Genomic DNA, 19935 nt, shown 5'->3' with positions numbered 1-19935 from the left:
GTTTTCATGCCGCACCCGCTTCTTCGCTGAGCACCGAGCGGTAGCGCGGCTCGCGTTCCATCAGCTCGTGGTGGGTGCCGACGGCGACGACGTGCCCGCGGTCGAGCAGCACCGCGCGGTCGGCGAGCGCGATCGTCGACGGCCGGTGCACGACGAGGAACACCGTGCACTCGGTGAGGAGCGGCCGCAGCGCCTCCTCGACCTTCGCCTCCGTGTGCACGTCGAGCGCGGAGAGCGGATCGTCGAGCACGAGCACCCGCGGCCGGCCGATGACCGCACGCGCGAGCGCGAGGCGCTGACGTTGGCCGCCCGACAGCGACAGGCCCTGCTCACCGATGCGCGTGTCGAGCCCCCACGGGAGGTCGAGCGCGAAGTTCGCCTGCGCGATGCGGAGCGCGTCGGCGAGGTCGTCGTCGGTCGCGTCGGGCTTGCCCATGAGCAGGTTCTCGCGCACCGACGCCGAGAACAACGACGGGTCCTCGAACGCGAAGCCGACGTGACTGCGCAGGCTCCTCACGGTGATGTCGCGCAGGTCGTGACCGTCGAGCGTGATCCGACCGACGGTCGGGTCGTAGAGGCGCGTGAGCAGCGTGACGAGCGTCGTCTTGCCCGAGCCGGTCGCGCCGACGACCGCGAGGGTCTCGCCGGGGTGCACGACGAGGTCGATGCCCGAGAGCGCGGTGCGGTCGGAGTTCGGATAGTCGAAGCCGACCGCATCGAAGCGCACCTCGCCGCGCACGCTCGGCAATTCGATCGCGCCGGGCCGGTCGACGATCGCGGGCACCGTGTCGAACACCTCGTAGACACGGCCCGCGGCGGTCTCGGCCTCGCCCGCGAGCGCCATGATCCAACCCAACACCTCGAGCGGGAACGTGAGGATCAGCACGTAGGACACGAAGGCGACGAGGTCGCCGAGGCTGAGGCTGCCGTGACCGACCGCGAGGATGCCGGCGAGCAGCACCGCGGTGAGCGTGAGGTTCGGGATGATGCCGAGCACCCACACGAACCGCGTGTGCAACCCGATGCGCGTGATCTGACTGTCGTAGATGCCCGTCGCCTGCTCGTCGAACCCTGCGAACGACTCGCGTCCCCGGCCGAACGCCTTGATGACGCGGATGCCGCGCGCGGCCTCTTCGATCGTCGTCGTGAGGTCGCCGGTCTGATCCTGGATCTTGCGGACGATGTCGTAGTACGCGCGCTCGAAACGCCGGCACAGCATGACGACCGGGATCGCGGCCACGAACGTCAACAGCGCGAGCGGCACGTTGAGGATCAGCAACACCGCGAAGATCGCGGTCACCTGCACTCCGATCAGCACGAAGAACACCGCGCCGAAGCCGATGAAGCGGCGCACGATCGCGAGGTCGGTCGTCGCGCGCGACAACAGCTGGCCCGACTGCCAGCGGTCGTGGAAACCGACGTCGAGGTGCTGCAGATGCTCGTAGAGGTCGTCGCGCAGTCGCGTCTCGAGCTCGGTCGCGACGATGGCGAGGAGGTAGCGGCGTACGAAGTTGAGTGCGACTTCGACGGCCGCGAGCACGATGCCGAGCGCGCACCATCGGAGGATGTCGGCATGGTCGCCGGTCTTCAGCGGCCCGTCGATGACCGCGGCGACGATGAGCGGCATCGCGAGCTGGGCCGCGGTCGACAGCACCGACGTGATCAGGATCACGACGAGATGACGACGGAACGGCCGCAGGTAGGGCCAGGTCCGCAACAGGGCGCGATTGCGCCACCCCCGCTGCCGCATGTCCACAGATCATGCCGGACCGACCGTTCACGGCCGCGGTGATTTCGGTCACGAAACCGTCGGGGTTGTCCGAGGGCACGATGGGGGCAAGGCTGAGGCGATGATGCGGTACGGCGTGCTCTCTCAGCGCTCGGCGACGAGGCGCGGCGACTCGTGAGCGACGAAGTACGCGACAACCCGCCCGAGTCGCGGTTCGAGATCGAGGTCGACGGTCACCGCGGTGTGCTCGAGTACCACCGTTCCGGGAAGCGACTCGTGCTCATCCACACCGAGGTGCCGCACGCGCTCGAGGGCCGCGGCATCGCAGGGCAGCTCGTGCGCACCGCAGTCGACGCGGCCGAGACCGACGGTCTGACCGTTGTGCCCCGCTGTCCGTACGCGCGCGCCTGGCTCGAACGGCATCCGGACGACGCGGCGCGGGTCTCGATCGACTGGGCTACTACCGGCAGCGCGCGCGACTCCGGCGGTTAGCGCAGGACGAGCGTGTTCGCCTCGCGCTCGACCTCGTCGGTCGCGGTGTCGACGGCTTCGTGGAAGCGGTGGTCGGCGTCGTCACCCGACGCGCACAGCACCAGCGCGAGCACAGTGCCGCCGCCGAAGAAGACGGCGATGGAGCCGAGGATGATTCCGATGCCCACATTGGCCCCGATCACGTGCTGGGGAGACACTCCGGTCCGCCCCTGGGATCGGCACGCGCGGGCCTGAACTTGAGCGCGATTCGCGTGACGCTGCGCGTCATTCCTGGCGGAGCGTGGCCGCGCGAGCCGGCCCGAGATCGAAGTACTCGCGGCGCGCCTTGATCCGGCCGTTCTCGAGCTCGAACACCCCGCAGATCGGGAACACGACACCAGTCGAGGTTCCACAACGCGGCCGGGCCGCCGTCGGCGAAGTCGACGTCGGAGTGATCGAGCTCGAGGTAACCGCGGTTGTGGCAGCCCTCGATGTCGCACTCGCGACCGCCCACGATCATGGCCGTGCGGAGGTGGGCCGGGACGTGGCGACCGAAGTGTGCGACGGTCGCGACGTTGCGACCCTTCTTCACGATCGCAGTGACGAACGCCTCACCCAGCAGGTCGCGCACCCACTCGACGTTCACCGGACCGACACCGGGGATCTCGCACCGCTCACCCTCGATCGCGTTGCCGCGTACGAGTACGACGTGATCGATCACGACATGGGCCGCGATCGTGGCGGACCTACGCTCGGTTGGTTCGGCGAGAACGAGCTCGGCGAGCGCGTCGGCCGAGTAGGCCTCGAGTGACTCGTGCGGACCCGCCTTGCGGCGACTGCGGAAGATCTGCTGCGCGGCGGCGTCGAGCTCGTCGACGACCCGCGTCGCCTGTTCGTTCGTGAGCGTGCGCGGCTCGAAGCTCGCGGCGAGCTCCTCCAGCGCGCGTCTCGTCGAGGTGATCGTGTCGAACATCGATGCGATCGTACGACGAGGGTGTGACAGTTATTGCCGCCGAATCACCAATGATTTCAGGCGCTTTTCATGCAGGCGCGATTGGCGCTTCGCCCGCGACGGTCGTGCGGTGCATGGCGCGTCGGTGTCCCGACGAGTCGGCCATCACCATGTGTTGCACGCACCGGTTGTCCCAGAACGCGACATCGCCGGGCTGCCAGCGCCAGCGACAGGTGAACGCCGGTTGCACCGCATGCGCGAACAAGTAGTCGAGCAGCAAGCGCGCCTCGTGCGGCCACCAGCCGTCGAGCCCGAGCGTGTACTGCGCGTTCACGAACAACGCCTCGCGTCCCGTCTCCGGGTGCACGCGCACCGCCGGATGCAATCGCTCGTGGTTCGCCTCGTCGCCGGTCTGCACGCGCATCCCCGCGAGCCGATCGTGTACGCCCTGCATCTTCGGCGAGTACGCATCCCGCGCGCTGTGCACGCCGCGCAGGCGACGCAGGCACTCCTGCAACCCGGGCGACAGCGTCTCGAACGCGAGGTACTGGTTCGCCCACAGCGTGTCGCCGCCCACCGGCGGCACTTCGAGCGCGTGCAGGATCGAACCCATCGGTGGCTCGGGCAGGAACGAGAAGTCGGAGTGCCAGATGCTCCCGAACGTGAACCGCTGCATCTCCGACGCCTCGCGCACCACGGCGATGACTTCGGGATGGTCCGCGATCGGCTGCACGAACGGTACCGGTGAGAACGGTCCGAAGCGCCGGCTGAACGCGACCTGCTGCTCCGGAGCGAGCCGCTGCTCGCGGAAGAACACGACACCGTGCTCGACGACCGCGCGACGGATCCGCGCGATCTCCGCGTCGTCGAGCTCGCCCGCCAGGTCCACATCCGTGATGACCGCGCCGCACACGCCCGACCACGGTTCGACGTTCACGCACCGATGATACGGACACCGAGCGTTCTGAGAGCCCGACGGCGGACGTACGCTCGCAGGTATGGCTTCACGCAAACTCGGCAAGCTCGCGATCGCCGGTGGTGCGCTCGCACTGCTGACCGGTGTCGCCCGCAAGCGGGGCTACAAGCTCGGCCCGAACACGGTCGTCCGCTGTCGCAAGGGTCACCTCTTCACGACGATCTGGATCCCTGGCGCGTCGATCAAGTCGGTCAAGCTCGGGCTCTCGCGCTTCCAGCGCTGCCCGGTCGGCAAGCACTGGACGCTCGTGAAGCCGGTGAAGGACACGGAGCTCACCGACGAGGACCGCGCGATCGCGGCGCGGACTCGCGACGTGCGAGTGCCCTGAGCCAGACTCGGGGCATGACTGCTCCGAACATCGTGCTGGTCATGTCCGACCAGCACCGCGCCGACATGATGGGCTGCGCGGGCGACGCCGGTGTGCTCACGCCGAACCTCGACGCGCTCGCGGCGCGCGGCGTTCGCTTCGAACGGGTCACGTGCCAGGGCCCGTTGTGCATGCCGGCGCGCGCGTCATTCATGACCGAGCGCTACGTCCGCGACCACGGCGTCTACACGAACTGGGCCGAGATCGCGCCCGACTCCCCGACCTACACGTGGTCGCTGCGCGAAGCCGGCTACCACACTGCACTCGTCGGCAAGGCGCATCTCTACCGCGACGAGATCCTCACCGCGACCCATATCGACGACCTCGCGTCGCGACTCGAGGCGCTCGGCTTCGCGGAAGTACGCGAGACCGGCGACAAGTTCGCGGGCGACACGCCGACTCGCTATACCGACTACCTCCGTGAGAACGGGCTGCTCGACACGTATCGCCGGCACATCGCGGATCGCAGCTACCAAGGCGACCACGAGACCGGTGCGAACCCGACGAAGCGCGTGCCGATGTGGGACGCGACACCGATGCCGCTCCCGCTCGACGACTACGTCGACAGCTGGCACGGGCGCGAAGCCGTGCGCTGGATCACCGAGTACGACCGCGCCGATCCCTTCTTCCTCTTCGTCGGCTTTCCCGGACCGCACGATCCGTGGGACGCGCCGCAGGCCGCGGTCGATCGCTACCGCGACGTCGACATCTCGATGCCGCGCTCCACCCGGCGGCCGAACACCGAGAGCACCGGACGCTACGGCGCGCTCCTGAACGCGTTCCTGCACCTCGCCGACACCGACACGATGACCGACGACGCGATCCGCGGGATGCGGCGCGCGTACAGCGCCGACGTCTCGGTGATCGACGACCAGGTCGGCGCGATCGTCGGCGCGCTCGACGCGAAGGGCATCGCCGACGACACGTGGATCATCTACACGAGCGACCACGGCGAGATGGGCGGCAATCACGGGCTGATGTCGAAGTGCGTGCTCTACGAGCCCGCGGTGCGCGTACCCCTGATCGTCAGGCCTCCGCGCGGCCGTGACGCGCACGTCGTCGACGCACTGGTCGAGCACCTCGACGTTCCCGCGACCATCCGCGCGCTCGCGGGCGCGCCGGCGATCCCCGCGGGCGAGGGTCGCTCGCTGCTCGGTCATGTCGACGGCCGCACCAACGGCGATACCGCGCCGCGCGACGTGTCGATCAGCGAGAACTGGGGCTTCGCCTCGTTCGAGACCGACCGCTACAAGCTCGTCGTCGACGAAGACCTCGGCGCACCGTGCCAGCTGTTCGACCACTACGAGGATCCGAACGAGGACCACGACCGCCTCACCGACCCCGAGTGCGCGGCCGTCGTCGACGAGCTGATGGACGGCGTGGTCCGCCCCTTCCTCGCCACGACGCCGGTCCGCCCCCACAAGAACCCCTTCGCGGGCTGAGGGTGCAGGCATCCGCACCGAGCGGGTGCTGCTCCTCTGTTCGGAACGCGGGTTGCGGGCGAGGATGAGGGCGTGAACGAGGGAACGTCGACGCTCGCGCCGGCCCGGCGGATGTGGGCGGCGCGCGAGCTGGCGCAGCGTTGGCGCTCCCTCGTCGCAGTCGGAGTGCTCGGCGGGCTCGCGGGTGGACTCGCGCTCGCCGCGCTCGCAGGCGCGCGCCGCAGTGACCGCGCCTACGCGCGCTGGCGGGACGCGACCGCGGCACCGAACGCGGTCGTCTTCGGCACCCAGGTCGGCGCGTCGTCGGTCGACTACTCGCGCGTGCTGAAGCTTCCCGAGGTCGTCGACGGCGGCTCGTTCGACCTCGCGGCCGTCGTCATCACGCACATCGACGGGTACGGCAAGGTGCCGCTCGGAGATCTGGGCGCGCTCGTCCCGAACGACCAGCATCTGTACCGCACGTTGTCGCGACCGCTGTTGCGGCACGGCCGGCTGCCCGATCCGACGCGGGCCGACGAGATCGTCGTGAACAACGTCGCCGCGCACAAGTACCACTTGCACATCGGTCAGCACGTCGAGGTCGTGGCCGCGAGCAACGAGAGCGCTTTCTACGGAGCGCCACCCCACGTCGTCGTGAAGTTGCGCTCGACGATCGTCGGCATCGGCAGCTCGATGGTCGACGCGATCTTCGGCACCGGCGATCCCGGCTTCGAGCCGGGCGGGGCGTTCATGGCGAAGTACGGCGCCAAGGTCGGGCACTCGCCGAACCTCATCGTCCGGCTGAAGCCGGGAACCGATGTCGACGCGTTCCACGGGCGCGCGGTCCAGCTCCTCAGCGACCCGAAGGTCGACCACCAGACGCTGCTCGGCGTGCCCGTGCGCGACCTCGACGACGATGCGAAGCGCGTCACGAACGCGATCGACGTCGAGACGACGGGTCTGCTGATGTTCGCGGGCGCCATCGCGTGCGCGGCGATCGTGCTCGTCGGGCAGGCGATCGCGCGCGTCGTCTACGCCATGGGCGAGTCGGTACCCGTCCTCCGCTCCCTCGGCTTCACCCGCGGCGATTCGATGCGGGCACTGCTGCGGCCGATCGCGCTCGTGCTCGCGATCGCGTCGCTCACGGCGGTCGGGTTCGCCATCGTCTTCTCACGCTTCTTCCCGGTCGGTCTCGCGCGCCAGTTCGACCCGGGCCTCGGCTTCCACGTCGACTGGCTCGTGCTGCTGCCCGGACTCGTCGTCGTCGGACTGTTCGTGCTGGCGGCGGCTGCGATCGCGGCGCGTCGCGCGACGTCGACCCGGCTGCGCGCCCCACGCCGTCGGCGCGCCTCGGCCGCGCGCGAGTTGCTCGCGAGCGCCCCGCTTCCGGTGTCGCTCGGCGCGGGTCTCGCGTTCGAATCGGGGCGCGGCGAGCGCGCGCTCCCGGTACGCCCCGCGATCACGGGCGTGATCGCCGCGGTGCTCGGGATCGTCGCGGCGCTCGGCTTCCTGCGCGGCATCGACGACGCGCTCGAGCGCCCGACCCGCTCGGGCCAGGTGTACGACGCACTCGTCACCCCCGACTCCCAGGCGCAGTACCGCGCGTTCCCGGCAAAGCTCGAGCACCTCCCGCAGGTCGCGAAGATCGCGCTGATCCGACACGGCACCGCGAACGTCGCCGGCGCGGGGCTGCCGCTCTGGGATCTCGAACCGATGCGCGGCGCGATGGACTTCACGATGCTGTCGGGTGACACGCCGCGCGACGGCGAGGTCGCCATCGGGCCCGCGACGGCGCGCCAGCTGCACGTGCACGTGGGCGAGCGGCTCCGCGTCCGCGGCACGCACCCGACGACCCTGCGCGTCACGGGAACCGCGCTGCTGCCCGAGAGCCCGCACTCCTCGTTCGACCAAGGGCTCTGGGTCTCGAAGCGCACGATGACCGCGCTGTTCGGAACCGTCGAGCAGTCGCAGAACACGGATGTCGGCTTCGTCGTCACCGCGAAGCCGGGCACTTCGCAGGACACGCTGATGCACGCGCTCGCTGCGCACGTCGGCAACGACCTCGACTCCGCCACGCTGCCGCAGGACGTGGTCTACCTGCGCGACGTGCGGTCGCTGCCGATCGCGCTCGCGATCTTCCTCGTTCTGCTCGCGCTCGCCGCGCTCGGGCACGCGCTCACAACCGCGGTCCGCCGGCGCCGACACGACCTCGCGATCTTGAAGGCGATCGGGCTGCGGCCGCGGCAGAGCGCGGCGTGCATCGCGTGGCTCGCGACGACCGTCGGCATCATCGGTGTCGTCGTCGGCGTCCCGCTCGGCATCGTCGCGGGCCGGCTCGCGTGGCGCTGGATCGCGGATCGCACGCCGCTGCTCTACGTCGCGCCACTCGCGACCGTCGCGGTCGTCGTGATCGCACCCGCGGTGCTCGTCGTCGCGAACTCGCTCGCCGCGCTGCCGGCGCGGCGCGCCGCGCGCCTGCGCACGGCCGAGGTCCTGCGCACCGAATAGCGTCGGCCGCATGACGACCGTCGATCCCATCACCGGACCCGTCGAGGCGCCCTCGCCGAATCGCGAGCCGCGCTTCGTGATCCCGGCGCGTGAACAGGCCGCGCAGGCGAAGCTCGACGAGTTCGCGCAACGCACCGGACGCCGACCGAACGTCCTCTTCATCCTCATGGACGACGTCGGCTGGGGCGACTTCGGCTGTTACGGCGGCGGGGTCGCGGTCGGCGCGCCGACGCCGAACGTCGACCGCCTCGCGCGCGAAGGACTCCTGCTGACGTCGTGTTACAGCGAGCCGTCGTGCACGCCGACGCGCGCGTCGATCATGACCGGACGCCTGCCGATGCGACACGGGCTGCTCGTCCCTCCGATGTACGGCATGCCCGGCGGCCTCAGCGGTGAGATCACGCTGCCGCAACTGCTGTCCGACGCGGGCTACGTCACGCAGGCGGTCGGCAAGTGGCACATGGGCGAGAACACCGAGAGTCAGCCCCAAAACGTCGGCTTCGACGACTTCTACGGATTCCTCTCCGTGTCGGACATGTACACCGAGTGGCGCGACCCGTACTTCTTCCCCGAGATCGTCTACAGCGACGCGCGCCGCGAGTGGGTCGAGAACATTCCGTTCAACAAGTGCTTCGTCCACGCGACGCGCGGCAGCGAGCTCGAGAACGTCGAAGAAGTCACGATCCCGGTGCTCTCGCTGCTCGACGACAAGTGGTGCGGTTACTCGGAAGCGTTCATCGAGCGGATGGCCGGCGGCGAGCAACCCTGGTTCCTCTACCACTGCACGCGCGGCGCGCACTTCGACAACTATCCGCACCCCGACTTCGTCGGCCGCTCCCCCGCGAAGCACCCGTACAAGGACGCGCTCGTCGAGCTCGACGACATCTGCGGCCGGCTCGTCGCCGCGCTCGAGCGCACGGGTCAGCTCGAGTCGACGGTCGTCGTCATCTCGTCCGACAACGGGCCCGAGATGGAGACGTGGCCCGACTCCGCGTACACGCCGTTCCGTTGCGCGAAGGGATCGACGTGGGAGGGCGGCGTGCGCGTGCCCGCGGTCGTCTCGTGGCCCGGCATGATCGACGCCGGTCGCGCGAGCGACGGCATCGTGCACCTGCTCGACCTCTTCGAGACCTGCGCGCGGCTCGCGGGCGCCGAGGCGCAACTTCCCGGCGACCGCTACCTCGACAGCGTCGACCAGACGTCGTTCCTGCTCGCGCCGGCGAACGAAGCCGAGGTCGTGTCGAACCGGAAGCATCAGCACTACTGGCTCACCGCGCACTACTCCGCCGTACGGCTCGGTGAGTACAAGTACATGCTCGTGTCGATCACCGACGACGACACCGACGTGCTGAACCCCGGCGGTTTCACGGGATCGGTGCAGACGTACGGCTACGGCCGCCTGTACAACCTGTACCTCGATCCGAAGGAGACGCGTTCGTACATGATCCGCAAGCTCGTGTACATCGACGCGATCCTCGCGGAGGTCGCGCGCCACCGGCGGACGTTTCACCAGTGGCCGAACAAGCCGGCGCCGGCCGCGTCGTGAACGCGCGCGTGTTCGACGCCGACGGGCACGTGCTCGAACCGCTCGACGTCTTCGCGGACCTGCTGCACACGACGCGCGACTCCTACGAGCTGGACCACGTGTTCGTCGGCGATCAGGAGATCGTCACCGTCTCGCTCGGGAAGATCGGCACGCCCGGCTCCGCCATGTCGGATCTGTCGAGCTCGCCCGATTACGCCGACGCACACGCCGGCGGCTTCGACCCCGTCGCGCGTTTGCGCGACATGGACGCCGAGGGCATCGAGACCGCGGTCCTCTATCCGACGCTCGGTCTGTACTTCTGGGCGATCACCGATCCGGAGGCGGCCACCGCGATGGCGCGCGCGTACAACGACTGGCTCGCGCACTACTGCGCGGCCGATCCCGCGCGGCTGCACGGCGCGGCGATGGTGCCGTGGCAATCGGTCGACGCCGCGGTCGCGGAGCTGCGCCGCGCGCACGACGAGCTCGGCTTTCCCGCCGTGTTCCTCCGTCCGAACCCGTGCCGGGGCCGCACGATCTCGCACCCGAGCCACGAGCCGTTCTGGGCCGCCGCCGAGGAGCTCGGCGTCACCGTCGGCATCCACGAAGGCTCGTCGAACTTCATCGAGACCCTCGCCGCCGACCGCCGCCCGTTCAACCCGCTGATCCTGCACGCGGTGTCGCACACGTTCGAGCAGATGCTCGCGTGCGCGTCCCTGATCACGAGCGGCGTGATGCAGCACCATCCCGCGCTGCGGTTCGCATTCCTCGAAGCCGGCGGCGGGTGGGCGCCGTACTGGCTGTGGCGCCTCGACGAGCAGGTCGACGGGTTCGGCGGCTTCTGTCCGGAGATGAAGCTGACGCCGAGCGAGTACTTCGCGCGCCAGTGCTGGATCAGCTTCGAGATCGATGAACCGACCCTGCCCGCGCTGGCGCCGATCATCGGAGCGGATCGCATCCTCTGGGGCTCCGACTACCCGCACCACGACTCGACGTTCCCGGGCGCGGTCGACAAGCTGCGCGCGACGATCGCGCCGCTCGGCGCGCGTGAACAGGACCAGGTGCTCGGAACGAACGCCCTCGCCTGCTACGGAATGTCATGAGCGCGACCGCGACGACGATCGACGCGTACTTCGCCGCCATCCGCGCCAAGGACGCCGACGCGCTCGGCGCGCTGTTCACCGACGACGCGCAGCTCGTCACGTTGGCGGGCACGTTCACCGGACCCGCGGCGATCGCCGGCTTCTACCGCGACCTCGCCTTCCGAGTCGACGACCTCTGGCCCGAGCCGGGGCCGTTGCTCCTCGACGGCGACCGGGTCGCGGTCGAGATCCGCCTGCGCATGAACGGCACCGTCTCGCTCGTCGGCGACTTCTTCACCCTCGTCGGCGACCGCATCGCCCGGCTCGTCATCTTCAACGGCCCACCGGCGGGATAGCACGGACCGACGCGACTCCCGACGGTCTTCCGTTCGCGCACGACGCTCGACCTCGACCGATTTACGTCGGTGGCGATGGATCGGGCACGTCTTGATGCTCGAGCGCGGGCGCGCGCACGATGCCCCAGAGCGCGCCGACGACGATCGCGCTTCCGACCGCCGCGAGCACGCCGACGGACTCGCCGAAGCAGACCCACGCGCCGATCGCGACGAGCGGCGCCTCGCCGAGCAGGAACGGCGACGACACCGAAGTCGGCACATAGCGGTGCGCCCACACGACGAGCGTGTGCGCGGTGGTTCCCGCGGTCATCGTGCAGGCGGCGAAGAACAGACCACGCCCGCTGATTCCGAGCCCGCCGTTCGCGACGAGCGCGACCGGCGTGATCAGCAGCGCGGCGGCGGTCAACGTGCCGAGGAGGAAGACGAACGGATCGATCGGCCAGCTGGTGCGCAGGACGCGGCCGTAGAGGAACCAGCCCGAGTTCGCGACGAGGCTCACGATCGCGACGACGTCGCCGGCGAGGCTCCACGAGCCCGTGCTCGACGCCGAGACCGCGACGACGACCACGCCCGTGACCGCGAGCACCGCGCGCACGACGTGCCCGCGCCCCGCGTGCTCGCCGAGGAACGCGACCGCGAACCCGATGATCAGGACCGGCTGCAGCGCGCCGATGAGCGTGACGTCGAGGAGTCGCGTCATGTTCAGCGCCGCGAACATCGTGCCCGCGCCCGACACGAAGAACGCGCCCGCGCCAAGGAACAACAGCGCCCAGCGGCGCGTCGAGGTGCCGGGTGGCCGCCAGTGCGCGGCGCCGCGACGTCGGGCGCGCGACGCGACGATGAGCGCGAGCGGCGGAAGCGCGAACCAGAGCCGGTAGGTCGTGAAGATCAGCGCGTCGGAGTCGCCGGCGCGCACGAAGAGCGTCGTGGCCGACCACAGCACGACGGCCACGCCGACCGCGAGCACACCCCGGGTCTCGACCGGCAGCCGGTGTACGCGCAGTGGGGCGGAGACCACGCTCGCAACCTACCGGGGCGACCTCCGCGCCTCGGCCCTCGATCTCTCGGCCGTGCGGCACCTACGCTCCGGTGCGGCGGAGCGCCTACTCGGCGCCGGGATCGGGGACTGCCATGAATCACGGGCGGAAGCGCGCTGCACGCTCGCTGCGCGTCGTCGCGGCGGCACTGGCACTGCCGATCGCGATGACGGTCGGCGCGAGCGCGTCGGCGGCCGACGCGGGCTACCACATCGTGAGCACACCGAACTCGGGCTCGGGCGGCCTGCTCGCGCTCTCCTGCCCCGCGCCGACCCACTGCGTCGCGGTCGGTCAGTCGTTCAAGACCGGCGCGCTGATCGAATCGTCGGACGGCGCGACATGGTCGTTGGCAACCGGCGCCGACACCGGTACGAACTCGTCGTTGGACGGCGTGTCCTGCCCGACCGCGAACTTCTGCGTCGCCGTCGGCAGCACGAACGGCGCCATCCTGATCGAGACGTGGCGCGGCTCCGCATGGACCATCGAGACGTCACCGAACCCGGCGAATTCGAGCGCGAACCTGCAATCCGTCTCGTGCGTGAGTCGATCGCGATGCGTCGCCGTCGGTGGGTTCGCTGCGACGAGCACCCCGCTCGAGAGCCGGCCGCTCGCGGAGTCGTGGGACGGCACGCACTGGACGCTCATGAAACCGCCCCGGCCGGCGCGGAAAGCGAGCGACCTGGACGCCGTCTCGTGTCCGACCGCCACCGATTGCGTCGCGGTCGGCTATGCGAATGCCCCGCAATCCGGTGATTCCGTGGACGCCGCAGCCCTGATCGAGCAGCTGCACGGAAGCAGCTGGTCGATGGACACCGCTCCCGACAGCGGGCTCGACCAGACCTTCCTCGACGACGTCTCCTGCGTCGACAGGCAGACGTGCGTCGCCGTCGGATGGGGCGATCCCCAACGCGCGGTCGCGATGAAGTTGGACGGTGCCGTCTGGAGCGTCACGACGACGGCGACGCCGCACGACCGCGACCTGCTGCAGGCCGTCTCCTGTGCGAGCGCCACTCACTGCATCGCCGCCGGCTACCAAGCCGGCTCCGTGCCCGTCACCCACGTCGAGTCCTTCGACGGCGCGGTCTGGACGGCCGTGCCGAGCGACAACTATCCCGGCGCGAACACGAACGATCTCTGGGGCGCGTCGTGTCCGAAACACGGTCGTTGCTTCGTCGCGGGCTTCATCCGCGGCATCGGGCTCGGCGAGCGAACGCTCGTGCTCACCGGCCGCTGACGTTCACCACCCGAGTCCCGCGTACGAGCGCGGCGCGGCGTCATGCGGCTTCCATGACCGGGTCCTTCGGGGTATCAACGTCGGCGCGGTCACATCGACGCGTCCGGCGGGGTCAACGACATGACCCGCCCCGACGGAGGAACGTGACGGATGGACGAAGCCGAGTTCCTGGCCCGACGCTTCGAGGAGCACCGCACGCGCCTGCGGTCGCTCGCGTACCGGATGCTCGGCTCGATGAGCGAGGCCGACGACGCGGTGCAGGAGGCGTGGCTGCGCGTGAGCCGCGCCGACGCGGACTCGATCGAGAACCTCGGCGGCTGGCTCACGACCGTGACCGCGCGCGTCTGCCTCAATCTGTTGCGCTCTCGCAGCACGCGCCGCGAGGAGCCGCTCGACGTCCACGTCCCCGATCCCATCGTGAGCGACGAGCGACTCGATCCCGAGCGCGAGGCGCTGCTCGCCGACTCGGTCGGGCTCGCGTTGCTCGTCGTGTTCGACACGCTGACGCCGGCCGAACGGCTCGCGTTCGTGCTGCACGACATGTTCGCGGTGCCGTTCGACGAGATCGCGTCGATCGTCGACCGCACGCCCGAAGCCGCGCGCCAGCTCGCGAGCCGGGCGCGGCGACGCGTGCAGGGATCGGCTGCGCTACCCGACGTCGACCTCGAACGTCAGCGCGAGGTCGTCGACGCGTTCTTCCGCGCCGCGCGCGAAGGCAACTTCGACACGCTCGTGTCGCTCCTCGACCCCGACGTCGTGATGCGCGCCGACGCGGGCGCCGCACGTCCGAAGCTCACCACGGTCGTGCACGGTGCCGAAGCGGTCGCGGGGCGCGCGCTCATGTTCGCCAACCCCCGGGCCGTCGTCCGTCCGGTGCTCGTGAACGGCGCCGCGGGCATGCTCGTCACGCTGAACGATCGGCCGGTCTCCGTCATCGGCTTCACCGTGCAGCGCGATCGCATCGCCGCGATCGACGCGCTCGCCGACCCCGAGCGTCTGCAGAAGCTCGACTTCACCGCGCTCGAGGATTGAGGCGCATCGTCAGCAGTGAGCGGAGCGAGCGTGCGCCCTCATCGACTCCGATCCCGCGTCGCGGAGCGGCGGGCGATCGAGTGCGCGCTCGCCGCGGCACCTTCGTGCCGAGCCGGACGAGCGAGCGAGCGTGACCATCAGGCACTGAGCAGCTGCTCGAAGATGTCGAGGGTGGCGCGGTCGAAGGCGACGAGCTGCGCGAGGTCGAGGCCGGCCGACCCGGACCGGGACGCGGACGCGGTCCGGAGGGTTTCGACTGCGATCTCGGCCGCGTCGCGCGCCGGGTAGCCGAAGATGCCGGTCGAGATCGCGGGGAACGCGATCGAGGTCGCACCGGCACCGTGGGCGACCGCGAGCGATCGGCGGTAGCACGACGCGAGCAGCTCGGGCTCACCCGATCCGCCGCCGTGCCATACGGGTCCGACGGTGTGAACGATCCAGCGGGCCGGCAGCGCGAAGCCGGGCGTGACGACGGCGTCGCCGGTCGCGCAGCCGCCGATCGCCGCGCACGCGCGGTCGAGCTCCGGGCCCGCGGCCGCGAAGATCGCGCCGCAGACGCCGCCGCCGCGCTGTAACGCGGAGTTCGCGGCGTTCACGATCGCGTCGACGGACGCGGTCGTGATGTCGCCCTGCACCGCCTCGATCTGCACGCCGACATCATGCCCACGCAGCCGTCCGTCGAGTCGTAGCCTTCGAGCGTGACACTCGCGGTCGAGGACATCGTCGCCCGCTGCCAAGGGGCGCTCGCCGAGCACACTCCCCAGCTCGCGATGCGCGATGTGCTCGCCGAGCTGATCGCCGATCCCGACACGCTCGAGCATGCGGTCGGCGCGATCGAGCTCGGCGGGATCACGACGCTGCACCAGGCGCCCGACCTCACGATCCTGCGCGTCGCATGGACGCCCGGCATCGCGCTCAACCCGCACGAGCACCGGATGTGGGCGGCGATCGCGATGTACGGCGGGCAGGAGGACAACACGTTCTACCGGCGGAGTGAGCACGGTCTCGACGCCGCCGGCGGCCAGGAGATCACGACCGGCGAGGTGCTGCTGCTCGGTGACGACGTGATCCACTCGGTGGCGAACACACGCCGCGAGTTCGCGGTCGCGCTGCACGTCTACGGCGGCGACTTCTACGAGATCGAGCGATCCGAGTGGGACTTCGACACCTACGTGGAGCGGCCGCGCGACTTCGAGCGCACGCGCCGCGTCTTCGACGCGGCCAACGCACGCTGGCGCGAGCAGTCGGACTGAGCGGATGGGCTTCTACGACGATCACGTGCTGCCGCGCGTCATCGACGTGCTCCTCGGATCGAAGCGCATGGGGAAGTTGCGATCGCGCGCGATGGAAGGCCTCGAGGGCAACGTCGTCGAGATCGGATTCGGGAGCGGCACGAACGTGCCCTACTACCCGGACGCGGTCGAGCGCGTGTACGCGGTCGATCCCGCGCTCGTGGGTCGGAAGCTCGCGGCGAAGCGGCTCGCGATGTCGAAGGTCCCCGTGGAGTTCGTCGGGCTCGACGGCGCGTCGATCCCGCTCGAAGACGCGTCGGTCGACAACGCGCTCAGCACGTGGACGCTGTGCACGATCCCCGACGTCGACGCCGCGCTGCGCGAGGTCCGGCGCGTGCTGCGCCCCGGCGGGAAGCTGCTCTTCCTCGAGCACGGGATCGCCGACGACCCGAAGGTCGCCCACCGCCAGAATCGCTTCAATCCGATCCAGCGCAAGATCGCCGGCGGCTGCAACATCAACCGTGATCCACTCGCGCTGGTGCAAGCCGCCGGGTTCGAGATGGAGCACGCGGCGAAGTTCACGATCCCCGGCCCGAAGCTCATGAGCTTCATGTACGCCGGCACCGCGCGCGCGTAACCGCAGCGGGCGAGCCGACCGATGCCGGTGTCGATCACCGGCCCGCAACTCGAACGCGCGCCCGCGCTGCCTAACCTCGGGTTCGTGACGACACCGTTCGAGACGCACGAGGTGACGAACCAGGCGCCGCCGCTCGCGGGCTACGACGGGTTCGGTGCCGACGCCGCGCTCGTCGAAGCGGTGGAACGCGAAGGCGCGGGTTGGGCCCACGCCGAGCTGCACGCGCTCGGCACGCGCGCGGGATCGTTCGAGGCGCTCGAGCTCGGCCGGCGCGCGAACGAGAACCCGCCCACGCTGCTCACGCATGATCGCTACGGCAACCGAATCGACGTCGTCCGCTACCACCCCGCGTACCACGAGCTCATGACGACCGCGATCGCGAACGGTCTGCACGCGGCGCCGTGGGCCGACGATCGAGAGGGCGCGCACGTCGCGCGCGCCGCGAAGGTGATCGTCTGGTACCAGGTCGACGGCGGCCACGTCTGTCCGATCTCGATGACGTACTCGGTCGTGCCCGCGCTCCGGCACGCGTCCGACCTCGCGGCCACGTGGGAGCCGCGACTCACGACCCGCGTCTACGACCCGTCGAATCGGCCCGCCGAGCTCAAGGCGGGCGCGACGTGCGGCATGGCGATGACCGAGAAGCAGGGCGGCTCCGACGTGCGTGCGAACACGACCGTCGCCGAAGCGACCGCCGACGGCTATCTGCTCACCGGCCACAAATGGTTCTGCTCGGCGCCGATGTCGGACGCGTTCCTCATGCTCGCCCAGGCGCCGAGCGGCTTGTCGTGCTTCCTCGTGCCGCGGTGGAAGCCGGACGGCACCCGCAACGCAATCCACATCGAGCGACTGAAGGACAAGCTCGGCGATCGTTCGAACGCGTCGAGCGAGATCGAGCTGTTCCGCACATGGGGCGCGCTCGTCGGAGAAGAAGGACGCGGCGTCCGCACGATCATCGAGATGGTGAACCACACGCGGCTCGACTGCGTGCTCGGTTCGACTGCGATCATGCGCCAGGGCGTCGTGCAGGCCTTGTGGCACACGCACTTCCGCCACGCGTTCGGCGCGCTCCTCGACGAGCAGCCGTTGATGGCGAACGTGCTCGCGGATCTCGTGCTCGAGTCGCAGGCCGCGACCGTCGCCGCGATGCGGCTGGCGCGAGCGTTCGGTGCAGACGCGCACGACGAGCACGAACAACGACTCAAGCGGCTTGCCACTCCGATCATCAAGTACTGGACGTGCAAGCGCGCGCCACAACACGCGGCCGAAGCGCTCGAGTGCCTCGGCGGCGCGGGCTACGTCGAGGAATCCGATCTGCCTCGGCTCTTCCGGCAGAGCCCGCTGAACGGCGTGTGGGAAGGGTCGGGCAACGTCATCTGCCTCGACGTGCTGCGCGCGATCGCGCGCGATCCCGCGTCGCTCGACGCATTCTTCGACGAGGTGAGCATCGCCGCGGGTACCGACCGCCGGCTCGACGAACGGGTCGAGGCGCTACGCAAGGAGTGCGCCGACCTCGACGACATCGAACGGCGCGCCCGTCGCCTCGTCGAGCAGCTCGCGACCGTGTTCCAGGCGTCGCTCCTCCTCCGCCACGCACCGCCCGCAGTCGCCGACGCCTTTTGCGCGTCCCGTATCGCCGGCGATTCCGGCCGCGCGTTCGGCACCCTGCCGCGCGGCGTCGACCTGCAGGCGATCATCGCCCGCGGCCGCCCTCCTGTCGCCTCGCTGACATAGCTCGCGTCGCGCGCGCGACGGAGCTTCTCGCCGAGAACCCGCACGATCACGAGGTCGGCGCGCGCCGTTCAACGGCGAACGGCAACGGCCGGCTCGAACGACTCGTCATATTGGCCACACGTCCTATGGGGGAACCATGCTCGAGACTCCTCGCCCGAACCTGCCGCCGCCATCGGCTCCGCCGGCGGTCTTCGCGCCCAGCGGTGCCTCCGTCGAGCGACGCACTGCAATCGCCTTTCCCGCCGGCGTCCAGGTCGCCAACCCTTGGCTGCGCCTGGGCTCCTGCCTTCTCGAAGCTGTTCTCATGGCCCTGACGCTCGGCGTCGGTTGGATCATCTGGGCCGCGATGATCGCGAGCACCGGACAGACGCCGGCGAAGAGCCTCCTGAAGCTCAGGGTCATCACGGCGGACACGATTCAACCGGCGGGGTTCGCTCGGATGGTCTTCATGCGCGGTCTCATTGCCGGCTGGATTGGCTACCTGGTCGCGGTCTTCACACTCGGCATTCTCTTTTTCATGCCGTTCTGGGACCGTCGCCATCAGAACCTCTGGGACAAGGTTTCGAACACGTACGTCGTGACGGATCCCCATGACGCCTGGAACACGCGCCCGAACCTTCGTGGCTGAACGGTGCGGCCGCGCGCGGCCGCACGCTGCACCCGATCACATCGAGGCCCGGTCCTTACGGCCGGGCCTCGGCGCGTCCGTCGCGTGTCGCCCCGATGACGTTCCCCACGTCGCGCGAGCGAACGAACGCGGCGTCGCAGGAGCGCACGCTGCACGCATCGACGAACTCCGTCGACGTTGCGCCGCCGATCACAGATCCGGCGCTCACCAGAGGGAGGCAGAGATGAGAAGCAAGAGGCTGGGCGTGTTGGTCGCGACGGGGGCTTGCCTGATCGGATCCGTCGCCGCGAGCATGCCCGCGAGTCAGGCGGGAGCGATCTTCCACACCTACACGATCAAGCGGGGCGCGGCGACGTACCTCGTCGCGAAGGCGCCCAATCTGTTCCCGAGCGGCACCGACGACTCGGTCGCGCAGGTCGCCTTCCCGTTCCCCGTCAGCATCTACGGCAAGCAGCACACGACCGGGTGGGTCTCGAGCAACGGCAACCTGCAATTCGGTTCGCGGCCCTCGGCCGCGTTCACCAACGACTGCCTGCCCGACTCGACCCTCGGCAATCCGGTGCTCTCCCCGTACTGGGACGACCTCATCCTGCGACCGAACCCGAGCTCGCCCGACGGCGTGTTCACGGTGACCGACGGGGTCGCTCCGAATCGCAAGTTCGCCATCTCGTGGCGAGGCGTCGACTACTCGACGGGCGAGACCGCGGTTCGCTTCGAGATCGTCTTCACCGAAGGCAAGCCGTACTTCGACTTCGTGTACTCCGACGGCGACGGGTACAGCGCGACCATCGGCGTGCAGCAGTCGGCGACCGGGCCGGCGACCCAGTTCCTCTGTAACCCCGGCAAGCACAACGTCGTGACGCCAGGCGAGCGGCTGCGGTTCACGTACTCCTGACGGTGCAGTTGCGGGCTCGGTCGACAACGAAGTCGGCCGGGCCCGCGATCATTGACAGCCTCGCGAACGCGTCGATACGTTCCGCAACGGGTCGACAGCGCGCAGCGCGCGAATGAGGG

Annotated in this window: 20 protein-coding genes; 14 read left to right on the top strand and 6 right to left on the bottom strand. The window is 69.8% G+C overall.

The window, feature by feature from the left end; translation table 11 throughout:
• Nucleotides 1–4: 4 nt before the first annotated feature.
• Nucleotides 5–1750 carry an ABC transporter ATP-binding protein gene (locus tag VH914_19950; protein HEX4493487.1) on the bottom strand — a complete coding sequence of 582 codons (1746 nt, stop codon included), beginning with the start codon at nt 1748–1750 and terminating at the stop codon, nt 5–7.
• A 153-nt stretch (nt 1751–1903) separates the two neighbouring features.
• Here VH914_19950 and VH914_19945 point away from each other — a divergent pair, with 153 nt between their 5' ends.
• Nucleotides 1904–2221 carry a GNAT family N-acetyltransferase gene (locus VH914_19945; GenBank protein ID HEX4493486.1) on the top strand — a complete coding sequence of 106 codons (318 nt, stop codon included), beginning with the start codon at nt 1904–1906 and terminating at the stop codon, nt 2219–2221.
• Here the strand turns inward: VH914_19945 and VH914_19940 are convergent.
• From VH914_19940 to VH914_19930, 3 genes are all read right to left on the bottom strand, one after another.
• On the bottom strand, nt 2218–2403 hold the full coding sequence (locus tag VH914_19940; protein HEX4493485.1) for a hypothetical protein: 186 nt from the start codon (nt 2401–2403) through the stop codon (nt 2218–2220). The genes VH914_19945 and VH914_19940 overlap by 4 nt on opposite strands.
• Nucleotides 2400–3173, bottom strand: coding sequence for a hypothetical protein (locus tag VH914_19935; GenBank protein ID HEX4493484.1), 774 nt, complete (start codon nt 3171–3173; stop codon nt 2400–2402). The genes VH914_19940 and VH914_19935 overlap by 4 nt, the downstream gene beginning before the upstream one ends.
• A 67-nt stretch (nt 3174–3240) precedes the next feature.
• Entirely contained in the window at nt 3241–4089 is an 849-nt protein-coding gene (locus VH914_19930; GenBank protein ID HEX4493483.1) for a TauD/TfdA family dioxygenase, read from the bottom strand.
• Between the two features lie 61 nt (nt 4090–4150).
• On the opposite strand from VH914_19930, the gene VH914_19925 reads away from it, so the two are divergent.
• The 6 genes from VH914_19925 to VH914_19900 all read left to right on the top strand — a co-directional run bounded on the left by VH914_19925 (nt 4151) and on the right by VH914_19900 (nt 11387).
• The gene (locus VH914_19925; protein ID HEX4493482.1) at nt 4151–4456 is read left to right on the top strand and encodes a hypothetical protein; all 306 of its coding nucleotides are present in this window, start codon (nt 4151–4153) and stop codon (nt 4454–4456) included.
• Between the two features lie 14 nt (nt 4457–4470).
• Nucleotides 4471–5937, top strand: coding sequence for a sulfatase-like hydrolase/transferase (locus VH914_19920; protein ID HEX4493481.1), 1467 nt, complete (start codon nt 4471–4473; stop codon nt 5935–5937).
• 72 nt (nt 5938–6009) lie between these two features.
• Nucleotides 6010–8424: an ABC transporter permease gene (locus VH914_19915; GenBank protein ID HEX4493480.1), complete on the top strand. Its 2415-nt coding sequence runs from the start codon at nt 6010–6012 to the stop codon at nt 8422–8424.
• A gap of 10 nt (nt 8425–8434) precedes the next feature.
• On the top strand, nt 8435–9970 hold the full coding sequence (locus VH914_19910; protein ID HEX4493479.1) for an arylsulfatase: 1536 nt from the start codon (nt 8435–8437) through the stop codon (nt 9968–9970).
• Nucleotides 9937–11052 carry an amidohydrolase family protein gene (locus VH914_19905; GenBank protein HEX4493478.1) on the top strand — a complete coding sequence of 372 codons (1116 nt, stop codon included), beginning with the start codon at nt 9937–9939 and terminating at the stop codon, nt 11050–11052. The genes VH914_19910 and VH914_19905 overlap by 34 nt, the downstream gene beginning before the upstream one ends.
• Nucleotides 11049–11387, top strand: a complete 339-nt coding sequence (locus VH914_19900) for a nuclear transport factor 2 family protein (protein ID HEX4493477.1) — start codon at nt 11049–11051, stop codon at nt 11385–11387. Before VH914_19905 ends, VH914_19900 begins: the two co-directional genes overlap by 4 nt.
• A gap of 61 nt (nt 11388–11448) precedes the next feature.
• On the opposite strand, the gene VH914_19895 is transcribed toward VH914_19900, so the two are convergent.
• Complete coding sequence (locus VH914_19895) at nt 11449–12405, bottom strand: DMT family transporter (protein ID HEX4493476.1); 957 nt, start codon at nt 12403–12405, stop codon at nt 11449–11451.
• 113 nt (nt 12406–12518) lie between these two features.
• Between VH914_19895 and VH914_19890 the strand changes: the two genes are divergently transcribed.
• Both VH914_19890 and sigJ read left to right on the top strand, forming a co-directional pair.
• Nucleotides 12519–13658 (top strand): hypothetical protein, encoded by a 1140-nt coding sequence (locus VH914_19890; protein ID HEX4493475.1) that lies wholly within the window; start codon nt 12519–12521, stop codon nt 13656–13658.
• A 150-nt stretch (nt 13659–13808) separates the two neighbouring features.
• Nucleotides 13809–14690, top strand: a complete 882-nt coding sequence (gene sigJ / locus VH914_19885; protein HEX4493474.1) for an RNA polymerase sigma factor SigJ — start codon at nt 13809–13811, stop codon at nt 14688–14690.
• A gap of 137 nt (nt 14691–14827) precedes the next feature.
• Here sigJ and VH914_19880 read toward each other — a convergent pair whose 3' ends face one another.
• A complete protein-coding gene (locus VH914_19880; GenBank protein ID HEX4493473.1) occupies nt 14828–15334 on the bottom strand; it encodes an O-acetyl-ADP-ribose deacetylase in 507 nt (168 codons plus the stop codon).
• A 54-nt stretch (nt 15335–15388) separates the two neighbouring features.
• On the opposite strand from VH914_19880, the gene VH914_19875 reads away from it, so the two are divergent.
• The 5 genes from VH914_19875 to VH914_19855 all read left to right on the top strand — a co-directional run bounded on the left by VH914_19875 (nt 15389) and on the right by VH914_19855 (nt 19816).
• A complete protein-coding gene (locus VH914_19875; protein HEX4493472.1) occupies nt 15389–15943 on the top strand; it encodes a hypothetical protein in 555 nt (184 codons plus the stop codon).
• Nucleotides 15944–15947: 4 nt separating this feature from the next.
• Complete coding sequence (locus VH914_19870; protein HEX4493471.1) at nt 15948–16559, top strand: class I SAM-dependent methyltransferase; 612 nt, start codon at nt 15948–15950, stop codon at nt 16557–16559.
• 84 nt (nt 16560–16643) lie between these two features.
• Entirely contained in the window at nt 16644–18293 is a 1650-nt protein-coding gene (locus VH914_19865; GenBank protein HEX4493470.1) for an isovaleryl-CoA dehydrogenase, read from the top strand.
• Between the two features lie 136 nt (nt 18294–18429).
• Nucleotides 18430–18921, top strand: coding sequence for an RDD family protein (locus VH914_19860; GenBank protein ID HEX4493469.1), 492 nt, complete (start codon nt 18430–18432; stop codon nt 18919–18921).
• A gap of 223 nt (nt 18922–19144) precedes the next feature.
• Nucleotides 19145–19816 carry a hypothetical protein gene (locus tag VH914_19855; GenBank protein HEX4493468.1) on the top strand — a complete coding sequence of 224 codons (672 nt, stop codon included), beginning with the start codon at nt 19145–19147 and terminating at the stop codon, nt 19814–19816.
• The last annotated feature ends 119 nt before the right edge of the window (nt 19817–19935 follow it).

This window comes from Acidimicrobiia bacterium, from assembly GCA_036271555.1.
In the GTDB taxonomy this organism is placed as follows: Bacteria; Actinomycetota; Acidimicrobiia; order IMCC26256; family PALSA-610; genus DATBAK01.
The sequence above is the reverse complement of the archived record's forward strand: the minus strand, read 5'-3'. Positions and strand labels throughout refer to the sequence as shown.